Here is a 19,825-nt window from a genome sequence, read left to right as displayed (position 1 = left end):
GACAGCGGTTGAAACAGTCGGGGATGCCGAATCAGTAGACGAAGCCCGTCGACATCCGGAGCGCGTTCTCAGGCCGGAAGACGGAGCTGCCCATGCGCCGCTGGCTGAAGTCGAGCTTCAGCACGGCGAGCCCCGCGAGCGTGTAGCTGGTGCCCACCGTGTAGACGGTGCGCTCGAAGCGGGGGTTGTCGAACAGCTCGGCGCGGGGCTTGAACTGCGAATCCATGTAGTCGATGCGGACGTAGGGCTCCAACCGGTGGTTCCCGTCGAGCCCCAGCCAGGGCGCGATGTCGTAGCCCAGCTCTCCCCACGCGGAGAGCGCGTTGTCGGACACCGGCGTGCGCAGCACGTTGAGCAGGTTGGACAGACGCGCGTTGCGCGCGGACACCGCCGCGGCGTTGCCCAGGTGGCCGTACATCACCATCGCGTGCGCGCGCCACCGGTTGCGGTTCACCGACAGGTGCGCGTCCGCGATGAACAGGGGCGCGCTGATGTAGCCGCACGGCGCCACCATGTTGGGGTTCGCGTCGTCGCACTGCTTCACCAGGTCCGGCTTGGGCCGGTTGCGCGTGGTGCCGCCGTAGTACGCGGACACGCCGAAGTTGAAGCCCTCGAAGCGCCGCACGTCCGCGCGTAGCACCCCCGCCAGGTCCGACGCGCGCACCAGCTCGAAGCGCTGCTGCAGGCCCGTGGCCACCCACGTATTCGAATTGAAGCCCGTGGAGTCCAGCCCGTTCACCACCTGCCCGGTGAGCCGCACGCCCCAGGGGGTGTCCCATCGCAGCTGCATCCCCATGTCGTTCCACGTGTTGGGGATGATGCGCGTCTCCGCCTCGGAGCGGATGGTGGCCAGGTAGGACGTGGGCAGGTAGTCCGCGAAGAGCGTGCCCACCGCGACGTAGAAGCGGCCCACGGACAGCTCCACGTCCCGGCCCAGCTTCTTCGTCAGGTACAGCTCCTCCACCAGCGCTTCACCCGCCTTCTCCACGTCGGTGTCGAACTCACCGAACTCCTCGTACTCCAGCTCCATCGCCGCGCCCGCGCCGCCGTGCTCGAACTCCACCTCGAACTCGGCCTCGAGCCCGTACTCCGGCAGCCCCGCCTCCAGCTCCAGCACCAGGCGCGTCGTGTCGAACACGAGCCGCGAGTCCTTCTGCGAGCCGTTCGCCCGGTTCTGGTTCTCGCCGTAGTTGAAGTACGCGAACTGGAGGTCCGCGTACGCGTTCACGGACAGGTCCAGCTTCGGCTTGCTGCCTACCGTCAGGACGCGGTCCTTCTCGTTCTCACCGACGCGTCCTTCGTCGGCGCGGGCCGAGGAGGGCATCAGGAACAGGGGGACGCACAGCAAACTCAGGAGGGGGTTCGAATGGTGGGGGCGCATCGAGCGGCGCGCACCCTACGCTCGGCTTTTTGACTTTGCAAACCACTCTCAAGTTGGAGGCAATGAAAAGCCCGCGCTCCCAGCGGGAGGCGGGCCTGGGGCGGGGGCTCAACCCCGCGTCACCACTTGAGATCTTCCTTGCCCTGCGCCTCCAAGGGTTTTTCACCGGGGCGCTTCACGCCGGACAGCGTCAGACGCACCGCGCCCAGGTCGATGGCGCCCACGGCGGCGAGGGGGAGGCGGCGGTCGTCGTCGGAAATCCACACGTGGATGTCGCGCGTCTGCGACGGCCGGTCGATGCGCACGGCGGTGCCGGCCAGGTGCCAGGCGTCGAACTCGCCCAGGGGCAGCGACACGTGCTCGCGCTCCACCACGGTGGCCGTCATGCGCCACATGCGGCGGATGCCGTACACGTCGAAGCACACCGGCAGGTCCTTCTTCAGGGGCAGCTGGCGGATGAGGTAGATGGCGCCCGCGACGTCCAGGCCGTCCTTGTCGTAGGCGTAGTCGAAGTGGCCCTTGGGGCGGTCCCCAATCTGGTAGTCCACCTTGACGCTCTTGTCCTGCGCGCTGAAGTCCACGTTCACCTTGCGGCGCTGCTCGTTCTCCACGGCCTCCTCGGTGTAGCGCGAGGGGCGCAGCGTCTTGGGGTGCAGGTAGCTGGTCGCGCTGCCGCGCACCCGGCGCACCTTGGAGAACAGCGTGTTCGTCTGCGCCTCCACCAACACCGGCAGCGAGCCGTTGGCGGGGCGCTGCACGCGCATGGTGAGCTTGCCCGCCTTCGCGCCCATGGCGTCCATGTCGAACTCGAGCAGCTCCCCCGGCTTGAAGGCCAGCGGCGAGCGCAGCACGGGCAGGCCCTGCTCACACGGCTTCACCGCGACCACGGGCTCGTCCGGGGCCGGGGTGGAGGACGCGTCGCCGGTGTTCTCCGCGTTCGCCGCCGGCTTCGCCGGGTCGGAGGGGTTCGTCACCTCCGGGAGCCTGGAAGGACTCAGGATGTTGATGGGACGGGGCTGGGCCTCCTGGGCCTGACCCGGGATGGCGCCAAGGGCGCTGAAGGCGAGGCAGGCCGCGACGAGGGTGCGCATGGGCTTCATTCTGCTTCCTCCCAGGGGGGAGTGACTACGGGGTTCCCCCGGAAGTCCGACGTCCGGAGCGCTTCGCTTGTTCAGCCGGTTTCCGCTTCACGATGCGCTCGGTCACTTCCTTGCGCACCGCTTCCCATTCCGCCGGGTCCCGCGAGATTTCGTACCCGGACTTCGCCAGCCGCTTCGCCGCCGCCTTGGCGAAGGCGCCGTCGCCCAGGGACGTGAGCAGGCGCAGGTATTCGTAGTCCTCCAGGCCGTCACGGATGTGTTTCAGCCGCAGGGACACCACGGGTTGGTGCTGCGTGCCCCCCAGCTTCGCGGGCGTGCCCGGATAGAAGAGGGTGCCGTCGCCGTTGCCGCCGAACTCGAAGAGGTCCGCCCAGACATCCTTCTTCGTGTTGTAGGCGAAGACGGTGTCGAAATAGAGCTCGCCGTCCACGCCGCTTTCGAAGGCCAGCGGGCCCATGGCGCGGTTGAGCGGGGCGGGGTGGTCCACCATGTACGAGGCCCAGTCGCTGTACGCCTTGTCCAGCGCCTTGTCCGGCGGCGGGCCGCCCGTGCAGCCATGGGCCATACAGCTCTGGTACCACCACACCTTCGCGCGCGCCGGCAGCCGCGTGCGCGCGGTCGAGGCGTTGGCCACGTTGTGGCACGTCTGAGGGCCTTCGCGCGGGTAGAAGCAGTTGATGATGGGCGTGAGGATGTCCACGGAGCCCATGAGCGCGGGATTCAGCGCCGTGGTGACGAGCACCGGGATGTCCGCCCCCGCGTCGCGCACGCGCTTGGACTGCGCCTTCACCAGCGGGAAGTCCGCGGGCTTGGGTTCGTCCTTGGCGTAGAAGAAGAGCTGCGCCTTCCAGCCCTTGTCCTCGAAGTGCTTCTGGAAGGCGCGGTAGTACGCGCTCTTCTCCGCGTCCGTGGAGGCCTTGCGGTTGTCACGCACGTCGGCGGTGGTGAAGCGCGCGCCAGAGGGCAGCACGCTGCCGTCCAGGAAGGGCCCCATCTCCGCGTCGTACGCGGTCCAGTCCAGCACCGCGCGGCCGTCCTGGAACTTCACCGGCGGCGGGTCCATGCCCATGCCGTGCGCGCTCACGCGGTGCTCCAGCAGCGTCTTGCCGTACTCGCGCAGGAGCGCCTTCGCCTCCTGAGACTCCGCCGGGATGCCGTGCCCCTTCGCGATGCTGTACAGCGAGATGCCGAAGCTGTTGGGCAGCGACGACGTCGCGGGGAGCTCGAAGGGCTGCACCTCCACGCGGAAGGGGACGGCCGGCAGCTCCTTCCCATCCACCGCCGCGCTCAGGCTCCCCGCATAGGTGCCCGGGGCCTGCTTCGCCGGAACGCAGACCTCCACGTAGACGACCGTCGGATGTCTGGGATTGGCGGGCGCCGACAGGGGCACCAGCGCGTCGGGCCACGGGCCCGTCTTGCCCTCGCCGTTGGAGGGCGTCTTCACGTCCAGGTAGGCCTCGCGCCACGCGTCCACGGTGAGCGGCGCGCCCGGCCCCTTGAGGGCCAGGGGCTTCATCGTCACGCGCGTCACGCCCAGGGGGAGCACCAGCTGCGTGCCCTCGCATTCACCCCGGGCCGCGCTGAGGCGGGCCTCCTTCGCGCCCTTCGGCGTCGCGTCCGGCCGCACCTTCACCAGCGGCGACACCACCTGCACGCCGCCCGGCGCGGCGGAAAGCGCCGCCGCCACTGCCCATGCCCAACCCACGCCCATGCCCCCTGCCTTCCCCTGGTTGGCGGACGACGCTTTTCAGTCGCCCGAGTTGTCCGCCCGGGCCACCACCACGCGGCCCGGCTTGTAGTCCGTCAGCTCCGCCACGACGGTGCCCAGCGCGAAGTCCGCTTCGATTCGCACCGGCACGTGATGCGCATCCGCGCTGAGGTACGCCACCAGGTCGCGCTTGGATTCCAGCTTGCCGCCGAAGTCGGTGTGCACGCGCACGCGGAAGGTGTCTCGCGCTCCCGCGGGCGTCGTCACCGTCTCGCGGCCCTCCACCGTGGCGCTCATGGTGAACTGCTTGCTGCCGGTGAACACCGGGTAGGAATAGGAGCGGCCCACCACCAGCTCCTGGCCGCGCAGCGCGAACGTCGCGCCCGCCACGTCCATGCTGCCCTCGGGCAGCGTGTGCTCGGACTCGCGCGGCGGGTCGCTCTCCTTCTGCTTGATGACCTTCGCGCCCGCTCCGTCCGCGGAAAGCTGGATGCGCTGGCGGCGGCGCTTGCGGTTCTCCTCCGAGTGCAGGTCGCTTCCCGTCACCCGCTGGGTGCCCGCGTCCCAGTACGACACGAAGCGGCTCTTGAGCGGGTAGACGCCCACCAGGTCGTCCGACTTCGCCATGGACACGATGGGCCACACGCTCTGGCCCCACTGCGTCATGGGCGCGCCCACCGTCACCGTCGCCGTGCCGGCCGTCAGCCCCAGGTAGCGCACCCGGTACTGGGCCTGCTCACCCGGGCCGAACGCCGCGCCGGTGGGCTCCTGGGCATGCGCCAGCGTGGACCCCAAGAGTCCCACCACCGCCGCCGTGAACCCCCACCTGGACAGACTGCGCATCGGGTGTGCTCCCTTGCTTGCAAGTTAGGTGGCCGGCCCGCCCAAGCCAACCGTGCCCCTCAACCGCCCCCGCCACCGGACATTTCCAGGACGGGCGGCCGTGGGACAGCATTCAAAGCCGTCCGGCCGCCCTCCGGACGCGCCTGGGAAAGACTGACAGGGGACGGAAATGGCGGCCCGCAGGGGTACACGCCCGCAAGGGTCGCTGACAAATGGCGGACAGTCCGGCGCGCCTGCCTGGATGCCTGGCAGGGCACCCCCGGACGCAGCGCCCGGTGCTAGCGTCCGGGGCCATGGCCAACGACTTCCACTTCGACGACGACGACTTCGCCAAGGAGGCAGGCGCCGGCGGCAGCCGCGTGTTGAAGGAGTTCGACTGTCCCGGCTGCAACGCCAACAACCCCGTGGACGAGACGTTCACCGACGGGGACGAGGTGCGCTGCAACTACTGCGGCTGCGAATACAAGGCGCTCGTCAACCAGGAGGGGCGGGTGCGGTTCCGCGAGCTGTGAGCGGGCTTCAGGCGCGCTCGCCGAAGATGGCGGTGCCCACGCGCACGGCGGTGGCGCCCTCCAGGATGGCCTGCTCGAAGTCGTGCGTGGTGCCCATGGACAGGGCCGTCAGCGCATGCGTCGCCGCCAGCTCGCGCAGCCGGGCGAAGCCCTCGCGCATCCGCGTCACGTCGTCCGTGGGCGGCGGCAGCGCCATCAGCCCCACCACCTGGAGGTTCGGCAGCTCGCGCACCTGCGACAGGAAGCCGCCCAGCGCGTCCGGGGTGAGCCCGTGCTTGGTGTCCTCGCCGCCCAGGTTGAGCTCCACGTAGCAGGGCAGGGGAGGGGTGCCCGCGCGCCGCTTGGACAGCTCCGTGGCGACGTCCAGCCGCTCCAGCGCGTGGAAGGCATGCGCGACGCGGGCCACGTACTTCACCTTGTTCGTCTGCAGCGACCCGATGGCGTGCCAGCGCAGGCCGTCCAGGTCCTTGAGCTCCTCGGCCTTGTCCCGCAGCTCCTGGGCGTAGTTCTCCCCGAAGTCGCGCTGCCCCGCGGCGTACGCCTCGCGGATGAGCGCAGAGGGCTTGAGCTTGGACACGGCCACCAGCGTCACCGACGACTCCGGCCGCCCCGCGCTCGCGCAGGCCTTCGCCACGCGCTCGCGCACCCGCGCCAGGTTGTCCGCCACGCTGCTCATCGCCGACCCTCCGTCCAGGGCAGCGGCATGCCCACGCGCTTCAGCAGCGCCAGCGTCTCTCCCAGCGGCAGGCCCACGACGTTCGAATGGCTGCCGTCAATTCCCTGCACCAGGAAGCCGCCCTTGCCCTGGATGGCGTAGGCGCCCGCCTTGTCCAGGGGCTCGCCGGTGTCCGCGTACCAGGCAATCTCATCCGGCGAGAGCATGCGAAAGGTCACCTGCGTGCGAACCACCTGTGCGTCCCGGGCGCGGCCCGCGACCGCGATGCCGGTGAAGACCTCATGCACCCGGCCAGACAGCCGGCCGATCATCCGCCGCGCCTCCGCCGCGTCCCGAGGCTTGCCGAGCAGCTCCGACCCCAGGGCCACGGTGGTGTCCGCAGCCAGCACCCATGCGTCCGGGTGTCGGGTGGCGACCGTGCGAGCCTTCTCCACGGCCAGCCGGAGCACGTAGTCCGACGCAATTTCTCCGGCCATCGGCGTTTCATCGATATCCGCCGCCGCCACGGTGAAGCGAAGGCCCAACTGGGCCAATAAATCCTTGCGCCGGGGCGATGCGGAGGCGAGAACGAAGCGTTCGGTTGGATCCATGGGCGGGTGCGGGATGTTTCGCGCTCGCGGGCCTTAGCAGACTTGCGCTCCAGAGGGCACCTCGATGAACCCCGCGGACCTCCTGTCGGCCATGAAGCGGACAGTGGAGCAACTGGCCGCCTACAACGAGATGGCCAAGGCGCTGACCTCCACGCTGGAGCTGCGCGAAGTGCTCGCGCTGGTGATGCAGAAGGTCAGCGCGCTGCTCAAACCGCGCAACTGGTCGCTCATCCTCCAGGACGAGCGCAGCGGAAAGCTCTACTTCGAAATCGCCGTGGGGGAGGGCGCGGAAGCGCTCAAGGGCCTCCAGCTCAACCCGGGCGAGGGCATCGCCGGGGCCGTGTTCTCCTCAGGCGTCGCGCGGCTCGTCCACGACGTGGCCGGCGACTCCAGCTTCGCGCCCCGCTTCGATGAGGCCTCCGCCTTCCACACCCGCTCGCTGCTCGCCGTGCCGCTGGTGGCGCGCGAGCGCGTGCTGGGCGTGATTGAGCTGGTCAACGGGCCCACCGAGCCCGGCTTCACGCATGACGACCTCACCGCCCTGTCCGCCATCGCGGACTACGCGGCCATCGCCATCGAGAACGCGCGCAACTTCCGCCGCGTCCAGGAGCTCACCATCACGGACGAGCACACCGGCTGCTTCAACGCGCGGCACCTGCGCGCGCAGCTGGAGCAGGAGGTGAAGCGCTCGGCGCGCTTCCACCACCCGCTGTCGCTCGTGTTCCTGGACCTGGACCACTTCAAGTCCATCAACGACCGGCACGGGCACCTGGTGGGCAGCGCCACGCTCAAGGAGGTGGGGGACCTGCTCATCAGCCTGGGCCGCCACAACCTGGACGCCGTCTTCCGCTACGGCGGCGACGAGTTCGCGGTGATGTTGATTGAGACGGACACGGAAGGGGCCCAGGTCATCGCCCAGCGCATCTGCGAGGCGTTCCGCGGCCAGCACTTCCTGCGCGAGCAGGGGCTGGACGTGGCGCTCACCGCGAGCGTCGGGGTGGCCTCCTTCCCGGAGCACGCCACCACTTCCACGGACCTCATCCGCGCGGCGGACTTCGCCATGTACGCGGCCAAGGGCCGGGGCCGGGACCGCATCGCGGTCTCCGAGGCCCCTTCGGCGGAGGGGACCCCGCTGGAGGTCCCCTACGCCCGCTCCGGCGGGTGACTACCCCGCGGCGCCCAACACCGAGTCGATGGCCTCGTTGTTGGTGACGACGTTGCCGCTCTTCTTCAGCGACTTGAGGAAGGACTCCGTCAGCTCGATCTGCTTGGCCTGACGGGCCTGGGTGCGCAGCTCCTCCTTGCGCTTGTCGAAGCCCGCGGTGTCCGGCTTCTCGCGCTCCACCACCTGCGCGACGATGTTCGCCTCGCCCACGGTGAAGACCTCGCCCAGCACCACGGGGCCGCTGGCCTCGAAGGTGGCCTTCACCAGGCCCGGGGCCGGACCCAGGTGCGGCACGGAGTCACCCTGCGCGGTGAAGCTGTCCGTCTCCACGGCCTCCGGCTTCGTCTCCGCCTCGAAGCGCAGCAGCGCGGGCTGCTGGCCGGCGGGGACCGGGAACTGCTCCTTCAGGGACTTGCCGGCCTTCGCCGCCGCCAGGGCCTTGTCGGCCTCCGCCTTCGCCAGCTCCTTCGCCTGCTCCTGCTTGTAGAGGCTGGTGGCGATTTCGCCCTTCACGTCGTCCAGCTTCTTGGCCTGGGCTTCCTTCTTCTCCTCCACCTTCACCAGGTGCACGCCCAGCGCGGACTCCACCGGCTGCGTCACTTCCCCGGCCTTCAGCGCGAACGCCGCGTCGGCCAGCGCCGGGTCCCACGTGGTGCGCTCCACCCAGCCCAGCTCGCCGCCCTTCAGCTTGGTGGCGTCGTCGTCGCTGCTCGCCTTGGCCAGCGTGGCGAAGTCCTTGCCGCCATCCAGCTCCTTGCGCAGGCCTTCCGCCTTCGCCTTCGCCTGGGCCTTCTGCTCGGGCGTGGCGTCCGGGGCCACCTTCACCAGAATCTGGCGGGCGCGGATCCGCTCCGGCACGTTGTAGACGAAGCTGTTCGCCGCGTAATAGTCGGCGATCTCCTTCTCGTGCGTCTTCTGGAACTCCGCGAGCTTCGCGGGCGTGGGCGCGGGGACCTTGTCCGCGAACATCGTGGGCAGGAAGCGGGCGAACACCAGCTTCGCCTGGTTGCCTTCCTTCTCGTAGCGGGCGCGGACCTCGTCGTCCGACACCACGGCACCCGTGCGCACCACGTCCAGCATCTTCTGGGCGGCCATCTGCCGGCGCAGCTCCTGCTCGTACTCCTGGGGCGTACGGCGGTAGAAGTCGCGCAGCACCTGCTGGTAGCGGGCGAAGTCGAACGCGCCTTCCTTGCCATGGAAGTCGGTGTTCTCGTGGATGAGCTTGCGCAGCTCCTCATCCGACGGGGTGATGCCGTGGCGCTCCGCCGACTGGGCGAGCAGCTCCGCGTTCACCAGCCGGTCGAGCACCTGCTTGTCCAGGCCGAACTGGCGGGCCATCGACTCAGGGATGGGGTTGCCCTGCGAACGCAGGAAGTTCATCTGCCGCGACCACGCCATGCTGAAGTCGCGTACAGGGATCTCCTTGCCGTTCACCGTGGCCACCGCGCTGGCGGTGGGCGCCTGGCTGCCCGTATCCGCGAACCCGTTGCTGCCAGGGCCGAACTGGAGCGTGAACACCACGGCGATGCCGATGATGAACAGGAGGGAGAAGACCTTCCGGGGATTCAAACCGTCCATTGTGGTCACTTCACGGTCGGAAGCGCCCGCGAATCACCTTGCGGAAGGTCTCGCGGCGCCGTGTTGTTGGTAGCCCGGCCGGTGGGGATGCATGAGTGTCAACACCCCCTCATCCGGGCCTTGACTGCCTAGGACAACAGACCGGAAAATGCAAGCGATTCAGCCAGCTTAGCCCGACCCTCTCCCCCTTCCATCCGCGTCCTCCGCCCACCCCGGGAAAGCCCCCGTCCTTGCTGTCTCTTCTCAAGCGGTACCGCCGCTTCCTCCTCGTAGCCGCCCTCCTCCTGTACCCGCTCGGCGCCTTCCTGCTGGGCGGGCGGCGGGGCCGCGACCCGAACTTCGTCGACCGGGGCGTCATCGCGCTCACGGCCCCCGTGCAGCAGGGACTCACCGCCGGCATCGACGGCGCCGTGGCCGCGGTCCGCAACTACCTGGACCTGCGCGGCGTCCGTCAGGACAATGACGCGCTGCGGCTGGAGAACCTGCAGCTGCGGGCGACGGTGCAGGCCCTGGGCGAGGCGCGCTCGGAGAACGGGCGGCTGCGGAAGCTGCTGGCGTACGCGGAGGCCGTGCCCGGGCCGGAGATTCCGGCGCGGGTGGTGGGCGTCAATCCGGTGGCCAAGCTCCTGTCGGTGCGGATCAGCAGCGGGGAGAAGGACGGGGTGTTCCGGGGCATGTCGGTGGTGACGCCGGACGGGATTGTCGGGCAGGTCATCCGGTCCACGGGCGGCTACGCGGACGTGGCGCTGGTGACGGATCCCCAGAGCCGGGTGGCGGTGCGGGTGCAGCGCTCCCGGGCTCGAGGCACGGCGGCGGGCGCGGGCAGCGGCCCCCTGACGCTGGAGAACATGCTGCGCACGGAGGACGTGGAGGACGGCGACCTCATCATCACCTCCGGCACGGACGGCATCTATCCTCCGGGGCTGGTGGTGGGGCGGGTGACGCAGCTGGAGAAGAAGGAGCACGGCATGTTCCAGGGCGCGGACATCACTCCCGCGGTGGACACCAGCCGGCTGGAGGAGGTCTTGGTGGTGGGCAGTCCGTACAGTGAGATGACCGCCACCGGCGGGGCCTCCACGGAGGGCACGCAGAAATGAAGTTCCTGGTGACCATCATCCTGGCGCTGGTGCTGCTCACGCTGGAGTCCGTGTTCGTCCAGCAGGCAGGGCTGGTGCTGGGCCGCGTGGACGTCACGGTGGTGCTGGTGGCCTTCCTCGCGCTCCGGGCGAGCCTCACCGAGGGGGCGTGCTCCGCCTTCGCGGTGGGCTACCTGCTGGACCTGATGAGCGGCCAGCCCACGGGCCTGTTCACGTTCCTCGCCGTGTTCACCTTCCTGGTGGGCCGTCTGGTGGCGTCGTTCGTGGACGTGCGAGGGCCCGTGGCCTTCGCGCTGTTCGCCATGGGCGCGGACCTGGGGCACGGCCTCTTGTCCACGTTCTTCACCTGGCTCACGCTGAAGGACGGCTCCACGGCGCCGCTGCTCTCCGTCATGCCGGTGCAGCTGGCGCTCACGGGCGTGGCGGCCCTGTTGCTCTTCCCACTGCTCAAGCGGTTTGAAGTGGCGCAGGAGCGCCCGGCGGGGTTGCTCCGTTGACGCCTCCGACCATTGGCAACACCACTCCGGGCCGGGACCTGAAGCGCCGCTTCCTGTGGCTGGGCCTGGCCATGTCGCTGGGCATGGTGGCGCTGGCCATCCAGCTGTACCGGCTCCAGCTCATCCGCCATGAGGAGTACGCCGCCAAGAGCGTGGCGAACTTCGTGAAGGAGGTGCGCCTGCGCGCCGACCGCGGCGTCATCAAGGACGCGCGTGGCACCATCCTGGTGGACAGCCGTCCGTCGTTCGACGCCTTCGTCACGCCGGCCTTCTGCACGGACTGCTTCGAGCAGGTGATTCCCCGCCTGGGCGAGCTGCTCCAGTGGGATCCCGAGCAGCGCAAGAAGATCGAGGACCTGGTCCGCTCGAGCCGCCGCAACGCGCCCTTCCAGCCGGTGCCGGTGCGCGTGGACCTGACGCGCGACGAGTACGACCGGCTCAACGCCCGGCGCGACATCCTGGACGGCGTGGAGGTGGTGCCCGTGCCGCACCGCAACTACCGCGCGGACACGGTGCTGTCGCACGTGCTGGGCTACATGAACGAAATCACCCAGGAGGAGCTGGAGCGCCTCAACGGGGACGGCGCGAAGTACGCGCTGGGGGACTACATCGGCCGGCGCGGCCTGGAGCGCTACTTCGAGTCCAAGCTGCGCGGGCATGACGGCGTGCGCAAGGAAGTGGTGAACGCGCGCGGCCAGACGATTGAAGAGCTCAACGACAAGCTGGGGGAGAACGCCGTCATTCCTCCCACGGCCGGCAGCAACGTGGTGCTCTCCATCGACATGCGCCTGCAGGAGGAGGCGGAGCGCTCGTTCCCGGGCGTGACGGGCGCGGTGGTGGCCATCGACGTGAACACCGGCTTCATCAAGGCGCTGGTGTCCCGCCCCGGCTTCGACCCGAATCTCCTGACGGGCCGCGTGACGCCGTCGCAGATGGCCACGCTGGCGAGGGACCCGCTCCACCCGATGATCAACCGCGTGGCCGCGGAGCACTACAGCCCGGGGTCCACGTTCAAGGTCGTGACGCAGCTGGCGGCCTTCAAGTCCGGCGCGTTCCGGCCGGAGACGGTGGTGCACTGCTCCGGCGGCTACCGGCTGGGCGCGCGCGTGTGGCGCTGCCACAAGGACAGCGGCCACGGGCCCCTGGACGGCCGGGGCGCCATGAAGGCGTCGTGCGACGCGTGGTTCTACAAGGTGGCGGACACCATCGGACTGGACCCCATCGCGGAGATGGGCAAGTCGCTGGGCCTGGGCCGCCCCACCGGCATCGGCGTGGTGGCGGAGGTGCCGGGCATCATGCCGTCCAGCGCGTACCACGACAAAGCCTCGCCGGGCGGCTACACCAAGGGCATGGCGCTCAACAGCGCCATCGGGCAGGGCGACGACAACGTGACGCCCCTGCAGCTGGCGCTGGTGTACGCGGCCGTGGCCAACGGCGGGAAGCTCTACAAGCCGCAGATGGTGCAGCGGCTGGAGAACCTGGACGGGCAGGTGATGGAGGAGTTCAAGCCGGAGGTGGTGTCGCAGACGGACATCAACCCCGCGCACCTGAAGGCCATCGTGGAGGGCCTGGAGGCGGTGGCGCAGGAGCCCGGCGGCACCGCGTACCGCGCGAAGCTCAAGTCGGGCCTGCCCGCGGATTTCCTGGTGGCGGCCAAGACGGGCACCGCGCAGGTGGCGCGCATCGGCGCCGTGCGTCTGAAGACTCACCAGATGAGCTACTTCGAGCGCGACCACGCGTGGTTCGCCGGCTTCGCCCCCGCGAACAAGCCGGAGCTGGCCGTGGTGGTGCTCAACGAGCACGGCGGCCACGGCGGCGTGGACGCGGCGCCCACGGCGCTGGCCGTGATGAAGAAGTACTTCGAATTGAAGGCGCAGGACGCGACGTCACCGCCGCCCCGCGCCAACCAGCCCTACACGCCGTCGTTGCCGCCGGCGCCCAGCCTGGATGAAGCCTCGCTCACCCGCGCCGTGGTGCCTCCGCCGCGGGTGAACCTGCCGGGAGAGCCCATCCAGCCGCCCTCGGAAACCGGAGACGACAGTGCAACTGCGGATTGAGCGCCGGATGATGCCCCACGTGCCGTGGGGGCTCGTCGTGTGCGTGCTGGGCGTGTGCGCGCTGGGCATCTGGAACCTGGCGTCCGCGTCCCGGCCCCCCATGGCGCCGGTGTGGACCAGCCAGGCGCTCTACCTGGGCGTGGGCCTGGGCGCGGTGCTGATGGTGTGCCTGGTGGACTACCGCTGGATTCAGCGGATGGCCTTCCCCATCTACGTGCTCAACATCCTGGCGCTGCTGGCGTTGCGGCTGGTGGGGCATACGGCCAAGGGCGCGGAGAGCTGGTTCGTCATTGGCCCGTTCCGCCTGCAGCCCGCCGAGTTCATGAAGATTGGCGTCGTGTTGATGCTGGCCAAGGTCTACCACGACGACTTCCAGCCCAATCAGCCGTCCTACGGCATCGTGCGGCTGTGGAAGCCGGTGCTGGTGGTGATGGTGCCCTTCACGCTGGTGCTGGTGCAGCCGGACCTGGGCACCGCGCTGATGATCTTCCTGTCCTCCGGCACCGTCATCCTCTTCGGCAAGGTGCGCTGGTACCTGGCCGCCACCATCGTGGCGGGCGTGCTGGTGGGCGGCCTCATCATCTGGAACGACTACGTCCGGGAGATGCCCGAGCCTCGCAGCACCGTCGTGCGCCACTACCTCAAGAAACACCAGAGCCAGCGCATCTCCGGGTGGTTGGACCCGGAAGCGGACCTGCGCGGCAGCGGCTATCACGCCGCGCAATCCAAGATTGCCGTGGGCTCCGGGGGCCTCACCGGCAAGGGCTGGCGTGAGGGAACCCAGACAGGTCTGCGCTTCCTGCCGGAACAGCACACGGATTTCATCTTCTCCGTGTGGGCCGAGGAGCACGGCTTCTTCTCTTGTCTCCTGTTGCTCGTGCTCTACGGCGGCATCTTCATTCTCGGACTGGGCGTGGGATTCAGTGCACGAGACCGTTTTGGAGCGTTCGTCGCGGTGGGGGTGGTGGCCACACTTTTCTGGCAGGTGTTCGAAAACATCGGCATGGTCATTGGACTGTTGCCGGTGACGGGTATCACGCTACCCCTCATGAGCTACGGCGGCTCCTCGATGCTGTCGGTGATGTTGTGCATCGGGCTGCTGGTGAACATCAGCATGCGCCGTCACATGTTCTGACGGCCGCGGAGGCTTCCGATGGTGGTGCAGAGGAAGGGTGTGACGACGGTGAAGGCCGGCACGGCGGTCCGCGGGCCGGAGGACACGCAGGCACCCCGGCCGTTGGTTCCGCCGGTGGGTGCTTCACGCAACGTGCCCCTGCCCGGCGCGGTGCCCCGAATCGAAATGAACCAGGGGGAGCCGGAGCATCGGCACTTCCCTCGCGCGCAGCTGGCCACGCACTTCGACCTCTGGATGGAGGACGACGCGGGTGGACGGCGCTTCTCCGCCGGGCTCACGTCCGTGAACGTGAGCGTCAGCGGCGCCTTCCTCGCGAGCACCTTCTTCCTGCCCATGGGCTCGGTGGTGCACGCGCGCTTCGCGCTGGAGGAGGGGGCCGCCCCCGTGGAGGCTCGCGCGGAGATTGTGCGGGAGGAGCGTGGCCCGGAGGATGAGGGCCGCAGCGGGTTCGCCCTGCGCTTCCTGGACTTCTCAGGTCAGACGGAGGTGGCGCTCGCCCGGCTCTTCCTGGGCATGCGCCTGAGGGCCTTCACGGAGGACTACCTCAAGTCCCAGCGCGCCCGCTCCCTGCCCAATGAGCTGGAGCGGGTCATCGACGTGATGGCGGCCTGGGAGCTGCTCAAGGCCACCACGCCCGGAGACCCCTGGCGCGGCGAGTAGGCCCCCGGTCCGGGGTTCAGGCGGGCTTGCCGGTGGCGATCTGCCTGCGGCGCTCGGCCTGGTAGTGCGCGGAACACAGACCCTTGGAGCGCTGCTCGCGGGTGCAACCACTCACCGTGCAGCGGCGGTCCATGGGCACCGGCCCGCCCGCCACCGTCTTGGGGGGACGGCCGCGGCGGCGACCCGCCATCACCGCGCCATTGCCCGGCGACGGCGCGACGGAGCCCATGCCCGGCATTCCCGTGTTCAGCGCGCGCAGCATGCCGCGGCCGATGGCATCACCCAGGGCCTCCGCCCAGGACGTCAGGGCAGGGGTCAGCGGTGCTTGCGAGGTCAATTCTTTGCGAAGGCGTGCCATGAAAACTCCTGTAGAAACTCGCCAATCAAGACAGGCGTGTACTCGCGACTTCTGTCTGTTGTGGCGAACTCTGTCAACAAGACATGTTGGGGTCGTGTTTGACTCGTAATGCAATTTCAATGTCTGTTGAACAAAACACGACGGGAGGATCGTCCAGCCGTCCCTGTCGGGCGTTTGTCTCAAGGGCAGAGAAATGTCTGCGTCAGGGGGCAACCTGCACCCGGTACGTGAAAGCCCTTACCGTCGCGGTGAGTTGTCTTTCTACAGACATATCGAACCGGGAGCCATGTCACGCCGGGGTGTCTGGTTGGGAGGCCAGACGCAGCGTCCCCTCTCACCGGGCGCGGAGTCTGGCGGTGAGAGCCAGCGGCGCCATGGGTGGGAGGGGACGAAGGAGACGGAGCGCGAAGCGCGGGCCCGTCACCGGGAACACACGGGCTCAGAGATTCTTCTTCACGACGTCCTCGATGCGCGACTTCGGCACCGCGCCGACAATCTGCTCCACGACCTTGCCGCCCTTGAAGAGCAACAGGGTGGGGATGGAGCGGATGCCATACTTCTGGGGCGTGTCCTGGTTCGCGTCGATGTCCATCTTCGCGAACGTCACCTGTCCCTTGTACTGGGCGGACAGCGCCTCCACGGAGGGCGCGATGGCGCGGCAGGGCGCGCACCAGGTGGCCCAGAAGTCCACGAGCACGGGTTGTTGCGAATCCAGGACCTGCTTCTGGAAGTCCGAATCACCGATGTTGATCACGTCGCCAGCCATGTCGTCACCTCGTGTCTACTGCTTGAGTAGGATACGTCCTGAGCTTCGCGTCCGGCGGGTGCCTCGGGGGGGGGGCGGGAAGGCCGGGCCGCTTCCGGTGGAACGGATGCCGCATCTGGCCGGAGGTTGCACCCCATTTCCAGGCCCGCCCGGCAAGAGGGTGGTGTAGTCTGGGGGGCGTGACGAAGCTCTTCCTGTCCCAGGCCCAGCTCGAGGAGTGGGCGCTGGAGGACAAAGCAGACCTGCGCGAGGGCCGACTGGTGGTCGCCGCCGAAGGTGGGAGCACCTGGCCGCTCACACCCGCCGTTCACGTGGTGCAGCTGGTGTCCGGGGAGGACACGCACCAACTGGTATCCCGGGTGAAGACCGAGGAGCAGCTCGGCCGGCTGGGCGCCGAACAGATGGCCGACTCCATCCTGGTCGGGGACTCCGCTTACGAAGTCGTTCCGGGTTATGTCGCGGAGGTGGGTGCGCCCGCCGCCGAGCGCAAGCCCAATTCGGAGACCGACCTGCTGGCGGCCTTCATTCTCAATAAAATGTAAAACGGGCTGAGGCAGGACTGAATGCCTCCTCGGCCGGGGTTATGAGCCTGCCGCCATGAGCCATACGCTCGTCTCGCTCGCCTGCCACGCCTACGGCCTGGCTGCGCTCGTCTACCTCGCCTTCCTGGTCCGCCAGTCCCAGGTGCTCGCCGTCACTGGCCGGGTGCTGGTGGGGACCGGGCTGCTGATGCATTGCGTTGCGCTCATTGATCTTCTGAGCGCGCAGGGGGGCCGGTTGGTGGGCCCCGCGCAGGGCATGTCCACCTTCGCCTTCCTGCTGCTGGCGCTCTTCCTTGCGCTGGATGTGCGCTACCGCAAGCCCGTCATTGGCGCGTTCCTCACGCCGCTGGCGGTGGCGGTGCTGCTCATCGGGATGCTGCTGCACGGCGGGTCCACGCCGCTGCCGGACGCGGTGCGCCAGCCGCTGTTGCCGGTGCATGTCACCATCGCGCTCCTGGGCATGACGGCCTTTGGCGTGGCGGCGGGGGTGGGCGTCATGTACCTGCTGATGGAGCGGGAGGTGAAGGCCAAGCACTTCGGGCTGCTCTTCTCCCGGCTGCCGTCCCTGGAGTTCCTGGACACGCTCAACCGGCGGCTCGTGGTGTGGGGGTTCATCGCGCTGTCGCTCACGCTGGCGACCGGCGCCCTATTCACCACCACGCTGCGGGGGCTCGCCTGGGCGCTCGAAGCCAAGCACGTGGCGACGTTCGTCGCCTGGGGCGTGTTCGCCGCGCTCGTCAACGCGCGCATCTTCGCCGGCTGGCGTGGCCGGCGGGTGGCGCTGCTCACCATGGCCGGCTTCTGCCTGGTGCTGGTCTCCTTCCTGTCGTCCTACGACCTGTCCGCCGCTGGCCCGGGGATGCCGTAGCCATGGAATTCATCTGTATCGGCGTGTCACACCGCACCGCGCCCCTGGGCGTCCGCGAGCGGCTGGCATTGCCTGAAGCCCGGCAGACGGAAGTGTTGCAGCGGCTGGCGCAATCGCCCGTGGAGGCGCTCTGGGTGTCCACGTGCAACCGCGTGGAGGTGTACCTGGCGGCCCCCAGCGCGGAGCTGGCGCGGGAGCGCGCGCGGGAGACGCTGCACTCGCTGGGCGGCGCGGAGGCGCTGGAGCACCTGTACGAGCACCAGGGCGAGGCGGCGCTCGTGCACCTGTTCCGCGTGGCGTCCAGCCTGGACTCCATGGTGCTGGGCGAGGCGCAGATTCTGGGGCAGGTGAAGGACGCCTTCGAGCGCGGCCAGGGCGCGGGCGCGGTGCGCGGTGAGTTGACGCGTGCGTGCGCGGCGGCGTTCGGTTGCGCCAAGCGCGTGCGCACGGAGACGGCGGTGGGGCGCGCGGCGACGTCCATGGCGTCCGCGGCCGTGCAGCTTGCGAGCAAGGTGTTCGACGGGCTCAAGGACAAGACCGTCCTGGTGGTGGGCGCGGGGGAGATGGGTGAGCTGGCGGCGCGGCACCTGAAGAACGCGGGCGCCGGGAAGCTCATCGTGACCAACCGCACGCTCGCACGAGCGGAGGCGTTGGTGGCGGAGGTGGGCGGTGTGGCGAAGCCCTACGAGGAGCTCTTCACACTGCTCGGCGCCGCGGACGTGGTGGTGACGAGCACCGCGTCGCCGGTGCCCATCTTCACGCGCGAAAATGTCGGCGCGCTGGGCAAGGCGCGCAAGGGACGGCCGCTGTTCATGGTGGACCTGGCGGTGCCGCGAGACATCGACCCGGCGGTGGGGACGTTGGACTGGGTGCACGCGTACGACGTGGACGACATCCAGAAGTTCGTCGCGGACAACACCGCCGCGCGCGCGGAAGAGGCGCACAAGGCGGGCGGGCTGGTGGCGCAGGAGGTGGCGCGCTTCGCCCGGGAGCGCGCGCTGCGCGACGGCATGCCCGTGCTGGCGCGCCTGCGTCAGCGCGCGGAAGCCATTGCCCGCGCGGAGGTGGAGCGCACGCTGCTGGGCCTGGGCGACGGGCTCACCGACAAGCAGAAGAAGAGCATCGAGGCCATGGGGCGAGCCATCGTGAACAAGTTGTTGCATGAGCCTACCGCGCGCCTGCGCGCCGTGGGGCCGCAGGGTGAGGGCAACCGGCTGGCGGGCGCCGCCGCGGAGCTGTTCGGCCTCACGGAGGCAGAGGCCGCCGCCATCGCTCCGGAAGACTCCGCAGAATCCGCCGCACCTCCGCAGGAGGCGCGCAACACCGTGGTGGCCACCGGGAGCCGGCGATGAAGACGGTGCGCATCGCGACGCGGGAGAGCCCGCTGGCGCTGTGGCAGGCGAATCACGTGGCCTCGCTCCTCACCGGGCGCAACCCCGGCCTGGAGGTCACCCTGGTGAAGATGACCACCGAGGGCGACCGCTTCCTGTCCGCGCCGCTGTCCGCGGTGGGCGGCAAGGGCCTGTTCGTGAAGGAGATTGAGCAGGCCCTGCTCGACGGCCGCGCGGACGTGGCGGTGCACAGCCTCAAGGACATGACGTCGGTGTTCCCGGAAGGGCTCATCCTGGCGGCGGTGCCGGCGCGCGAGGACCCGCGCGACGCATTCTGCAGCCCGGACGGGCACACGCTGGCGATGCTGCCCGCGGGCGCGAAGGTGGGCACGTCGTCGCTGCGGCGCAGCTGCATCCTGCGCGCGCGCCGGCCGGACCTGGAGATCGTCTCCCTGCGCGGCAACGTGCAGACGCGCCTGCAGAAGACGCGCGATTTGCAGCTCGCGGGCGCGATGCTGGCGGCGGCGGGGCTCAAGCGCCTGGGATTGGACCACCACATCACCCAGGTGGTGCCGGTGGCGGAGAGCCTGCCGGCGGTGGGGCAGGGCGTGCTGGCCATCCAGTGCCGCGAGGCGGACGCGGACGTGCGCGCGCTGCTCGCTCCCCTGGAGGACGCCCTCACGCGCAACGCCGTGCGGGCCGAGCGCGCCTTCCTGGCGAAGCTGGAGGGCGGCTGCACCGTGCCGCTGGCCGGCCACGCGACGGTGGAGGACGGCCAGGTGTACCTGCGCGGACTGGTGGGCCGGCCGGACGGTTCGCTGGTGGTGCGGGGCGAGGTGAAGGGGCCCGTACCGGAAGCGGAGCGGCTGGGCGAATCGCTCGCGGACGAGCTCCTTTCGCGCGGGGCGGGAGACATCCTGCGCGATTTCGGCCGCCGCGAAGGCGCGTCCCGCGCCTAGAG

The 19,825-nt window shown here is 69.4% G+C and carries 20 protein-coding genes; 11 read left to right on the top strand and 9 right to left on the bottom strand.

Annotation, left to right across the window (positions count from 1 at the left end; genetic code table 11):
• Positions 1 to 31 precede the first annotated feature (31 nt).
• The 4 genes from D7X99_RS11780 to D7X99_RS11765 all read right to left on the bottom strand — a co-directional run bounded on the left by D7X99_RS11780 (position 32) and on the right by D7X99_RS11765 (position 5,032).
• Positions 32 to 1,324 carry a hypothetical protein gene (locus D7X99_RS11780; RefSeq protein ID WP_233613306.1) on the bottom strand — a complete coding sequence of 431 codons (1,293 nt, stop codon included), beginning with the start codon at positions 1,322 to 1,324 and terminating at the stop codon, positions 32 to 34.
• A 176-nt stretch (positions 1,325 to 1,500) separates the two neighbouring features.
• Positions 1,501 to 2,481, bottom strand: a complete 981-nt coding sequence (locus D7X99_RS11775; protein ID WP_121777860.1) for a DUF3108 domain-containing protein — start codon at positions 2,479 to 2,481, stop codon at positions 1,501 to 1,503.
• Positions 2,482 to 2,506: 25 nt separating this feature from the next.
• On the bottom strand, positions 2,507 to 4,192 hold the full coding sequence (locus tag D7X99_RS11770) for a DUF4091 domain-containing protein (RefSeq protein ID WP_121777859.1): 1,686 nt from the start codon (positions 4,190 to 4,192) through the stop codon (positions 2,507 to 2,509).
• Between the two features lie 36 nt (positions 4,193 to 4,228).
• Positions 4,229 to 5,032, bottom strand: a complete 804-nt coding sequence (locus D7X99_RS11765) for a DUF3108 domain-containing protein (RefSeq protein ID WP_121777858.1) — start codon at positions 5,030 to 5,032, stop codon at positions 4,229 to 4,231.
• A gap of 293 nt (positions 5,033 to 5,325) precedes the next feature.
• Between D7X99_RS11765 and D7X99_RS11760 the strand changes: the two genes are divergently transcribed.
• Positions 5,326 to 5,544: a hypothetical protein gene (locus D7X99_RS11760; RefSeq protein WP_121777857.1), complete on the top strand. Its 219-nt coding sequence runs from the start codon at positions 5,326 to 5,328 to the stop codon at positions 5,542 to 5,544.
• 7 nt (positions 5,545 to 5,551) lie between these two features.
• Here D7X99_RS11760 and D7X99_RS11755 read toward each other — a convergent pair whose 3' ends face one another.
• Complete coding sequence (locus tag D7X99_RS11755) at positions 5,552 to 6,220, bottom strand: YggS family pyridoxal phosphate-dependent enzyme (protein WP_121777856.1); 669 nt, start codon at positions 6,218 to 6,220, stop codon at positions 5,552 to 5,554.
• Positions 6,217 to 6,810: a nucleoside triphosphate pyrophosphatase gene (locus D7X99_RS11750; protein ID WP_121777855.1), complete on the bottom strand. Its 594-nt coding sequence runs from the start codon at positions 6,808 to 6,810 to the stop codon at positions 6,217 to 6,219. Before D7X99_RS11750 ends, D7X99_RS11755 begins: the two co-directional genes overlap by 4 nt.
• 64 nt (positions 6,811 to 6,874) lie before the next feature.
• On the opposite strand from D7X99_RS11750, the gene D7X99_RS11745 reads away from it, so the two are divergent.
• On the top strand, positions 6,875 to 7,975 hold the full coding sequence (locus D7X99_RS11745; protein ID WP_121777854.1) for a sensor domain-containing diguanylate cyclase: 1,101 nt from the start codon (positions 6,875 to 6,877) through the stop codon (positions 7,973 to 7,975).
• On the opposite strand, the gene D7X99_RS11740 is transcribed toward D7X99_RS11745, so the two are convergent.
• Positions 7,976 to 9,553 carry a SurA N-terminal domain-containing protein gene (locus tag D7X99_RS11740; RefSeq protein ID WP_121777853.1) on the bottom strand — a complete coding sequence of 526 codons (1,578 nt, stop codon included), beginning with the start codon at positions 9,551 to 9,553 and terminating at the stop codon, positions 7,976 to 7,978.
• Positions 9,554 to 9,783: 230 nt separating this feature from the next.
• Between D7X99_RS11740 and mreC the strand changes: the two genes are divergently transcribed.
• From mreC to D7X99_RS11715, 5 genes are read left to right on the top strand one after another with little or no spacing between them, the layout of a single operon-like run.
• Positions 9,784 to 10,650 (top strand): rod shape-determining protein MreC, encoded by an 867-nt coding sequence (mreC, locus tag D7X99_RS11735; protein ID WP_120574926.1) that lies wholly within the window; start codon positions 9,784 to 9,786, stop codon positions 10,648 to 10,650.
• Positions 10,647 to 11,147 carry a hypothetical protein gene (locus D7X99_RS11730; protein WP_121777852.1) on the top strand — a complete coding sequence of 167 codons (501 nt, stop codon included), beginning with the start codon at positions 10,647 to 10,649 and terminating at the stop codon, positions 11,145 to 11,147. The genes mreC and D7X99_RS11730 overlap by 4 nt, the downstream gene beginning before the upstream one ends.
• Positions 11,144 to 13,204, top strand: coding sequence for a penicillin-binding protein 2 (gene mrdA / locus D7X99_RS11725; RefSeq protein WP_121777851.1), 2,061 nt, complete (start codon positions 11,144 to 11,146; stop codon positions 13,202 to 13,204). The genes D7X99_RS11730 and mrdA overlap by 4 nt, the downstream gene beginning before the upstream one ends.
• Before the next feature lie 7 nt (positions 13,205 to 13,211).
• Positions 13,212 to 14,339, top strand: coding sequence for a rod shape-determining protein RodA (gene rodA, locus D7X99_RS11720; RefSeq protein ID WP_169825988.1), 1,128 nt, complete (start codon positions 13,212 to 13,214; stop codon positions 14,337 to 14,339).
• 18 nt (positions 14,340 to 14,357) lie between these two features.
• Positions 14,358 to 14,999 (top strand): PilZ domain-containing protein, encoded by a 642-nt coding sequence (locus D7X99_RS11715; protein WP_121777850.1) that lies wholly within the window; start codon positions 14,358 to 14,360, stop codon positions 14,997 to 14,999.
• A gap of 16 nt (positions 15,000 to 15,015) precedes the next feature.
• On the opposite strand, the gene D7X99_RS11710 is transcribed toward D7X99_RS11715, so the two are convergent.
• Entirely contained in the window at positions 15,016 to 15,357 is a 342-nt protein-coding gene (locus D7X99_RS11710; RefSeq protein WP_121777849.1) for a hypothetical protein, read from the bottom strand.
• A gap of 439 nt (positions 15,358 to 15,796) precedes the next feature.
• Positions 15,797 to 16,123 carry a thioredoxin gene (trxA, locus tag D7X99_RS11705; protein WP_121777848.1) on the bottom strand — a complete coding sequence of 109 codons (327 nt, stop codon included), beginning with the start codon at positions 16,121 to 16,123 and terminating at the stop codon, positions 15,797 to 15,799.
• Positions 16,124 to 16,302: 179 nt separating this feature from the next.
• Here trxA and D7X99_RS11700 point away from each other — a divergent pair, with 179 nt between their 5' ends.
• From D7X99_RS11700 to hemC, 4 genes are read left to right on the top strand one after another with little or no spacing between them, the layout of a single operon-like run.
• On the top strand, positions 16,303 to 16,665 hold the full coding sequence (locus tag D7X99_RS11700; protein WP_233613305.1) for a hypothetical protein: 363 nt from the start codon (positions 16,303 to 16,305) through the stop codon (positions 16,663 to 16,665).
• Between the two features lie 55 nt (positions 16,666 to 16,720).
• The gene (locus tag D7X99_RS11695) at positions 16,721 to 17,533 is read left to right on the top strand and encodes an inner membrane protein YpjD (protein WP_121777846.1); all 813 of its coding nucleotides are present in this window, start codon (positions 16,721 to 16,723) and stop codon (positions 17,531 to 17,533) included.
• Between the two features lie 2 nt (positions 17,534 to 17,535).
• Positions 17,536 to 18,885 (top strand): glutamyl-tRNA reductase, encoded by a 1,350-nt coding sequence (gene hemA / locus D7X99_RS11690; protein WP_121777845.1) that lies wholly within the window; start codon positions 17,536 to 17,538, stop codon positions 18,883 to 18,885.
• The gene (gene hemC / locus D7X99_RS11685; protein ID WP_121777844.1) at positions 18,882 to 19,823 is read left to right on the top strand and encodes a hydroxymethylbilane synthase; all 942 of its coding nucleotides are present in this window, start codon (positions 18,882 to 18,884) and stop codon (positions 19,821 to 19,823) included. The genes hemA and hemC overlap by 4 nt, the downstream gene beginning before the upstream one ends.
• Positions 19,824 to 19,825 lie beyond the last annotated feature (2 nt).

Origin of the sequence: Corallococcus sp. AB032C, assembly GCF_003668935.1 — a bacterium.
In the GTDB taxonomy this organism is placed as follows: domain Bacteria; phylum Myxococcota; class Myxococcia; order Myxococcales; family Myxococcaceae; genus Corallococcus; species Corallococcus exiguus.
The sequence above is the reverse complement of the archived record's forward strand: the minus strand, read 5'-3'. Positions and strand labels throughout refer to the sequence as shown.

Coding starts and splice junctions, on each gene's coding strand:
- D7X99_RS11710 (WP_121777849.1), bottom strand. CDS start 15,357: ATGGCACGCCTTCGCAAAGAATTGACCTCGCAAGCACCGCTGACCCCT.
- D7X99_RS11695 (WP_121777846.1), top strand. CDS start 16,721: ATGAGCCATACGCTCGTCTCGCTCGCCTGCCACGCCTACGGCCTGGCT.
- rodA (WP_169825988.1), top strand. CDS start 13,212: ATGATGCCCCACGTGCCGTGGGGGCTCGTCGTGTGCGTGCTGGGCGTG.
- hemA (WP_121777845.1), top strand. CDS start 17,536: ATGGAATTCATCTGTATCGGCGTGTCACACCGCACCGCGCCCCTGGGC.
- D7X99_RS11745 (WP_121777854.1), top strand. CDS start 6,875: ATGAACCCCGCGGACCTCCTGTCGGCCATGAAGCGGACAGTGGAGCAA.
- D7X99_RS11715 (WP_121777850.1), top strand. CDS start 14,358: ATGGTGGTGCAGAGGAAGGGTGTGACGACGGTGAAGGCCGGCACGGCG.
- D7X99_RS11760 (WP_121777857.1), top strand. CDS start 5,326: ATGGCCAACGACTTCCACTTCGACGACGACGACTTCGCCAAGGAGGCA.
- D7X99_RS11740 (WP_121777853.1), bottom strand. CDS start 9,553: ATGGACGGTTTGAATCCCCGGAAGGTCTTCTCCCTCCTGTTCATCATC.
- D7X99_RS11780 (WP_233613306.1), bottom strand. CDS start 1,324: ATGCCCTCCTCGGCCCGCGCCGACGAAGGACGCGTCGGTGAGAACGAG.
- hemC (WP_121777844.1), top strand. CDS start 18,882: ATGAAGACGGTGCGCATCGCGACGCGGGAGAGCCCGCTGGCGCTGTGG.
- D7X99_RS11775 (WP_121777860.1), bottom strand. CDS start 2,481: ATGAAGCCCATGCGCACCCTCGTCGCGGCCTGCCTCGCCTTCAGCGCC.
- D7X99_RS11770 (WP_121777859.1), bottom strand. CDS start 4,192: ATGGGCGTGGGTTGGGCATGGGCAGTGGCGGCGGCGCTTTCCGCCGCG.
- D7X99_RS11750 (WP_121777855.1), bottom strand. CDS start 6,810: ATGGATCCAACCGAACGCTTCGTTCTCGCCTCCGCATCGCCCCGGCGC.
- D7X99_RS11755 (WP_121777856.1), bottom strand. CDS start 6,220: ATGAGCAGCGTGGCGGACAACCTGGCGCGGGTGCGCGAGCGCGTGGCG.
- trxA (WP_121777848.1), bottom strand. CDS start 16,123: ATGGCTGGCGACGTGATCAACATCGGTGATTCGGACTTCCAGAAGCAG.
- D7X99_RS11730 (WP_121777852.1), top strand. CDS start 10,647: ATGAAGTTCCTGGTGACCATCATCCTGGCGCTGGTGCTGCTCACGCTG.
- D7X99_RS11765 (WP_121777858.1), bottom strand. CDS start 5,032: ATGCGCAGTCTGTCCAGGTGGGGGTTCACGGCGGCGGTGGTGGGACTC.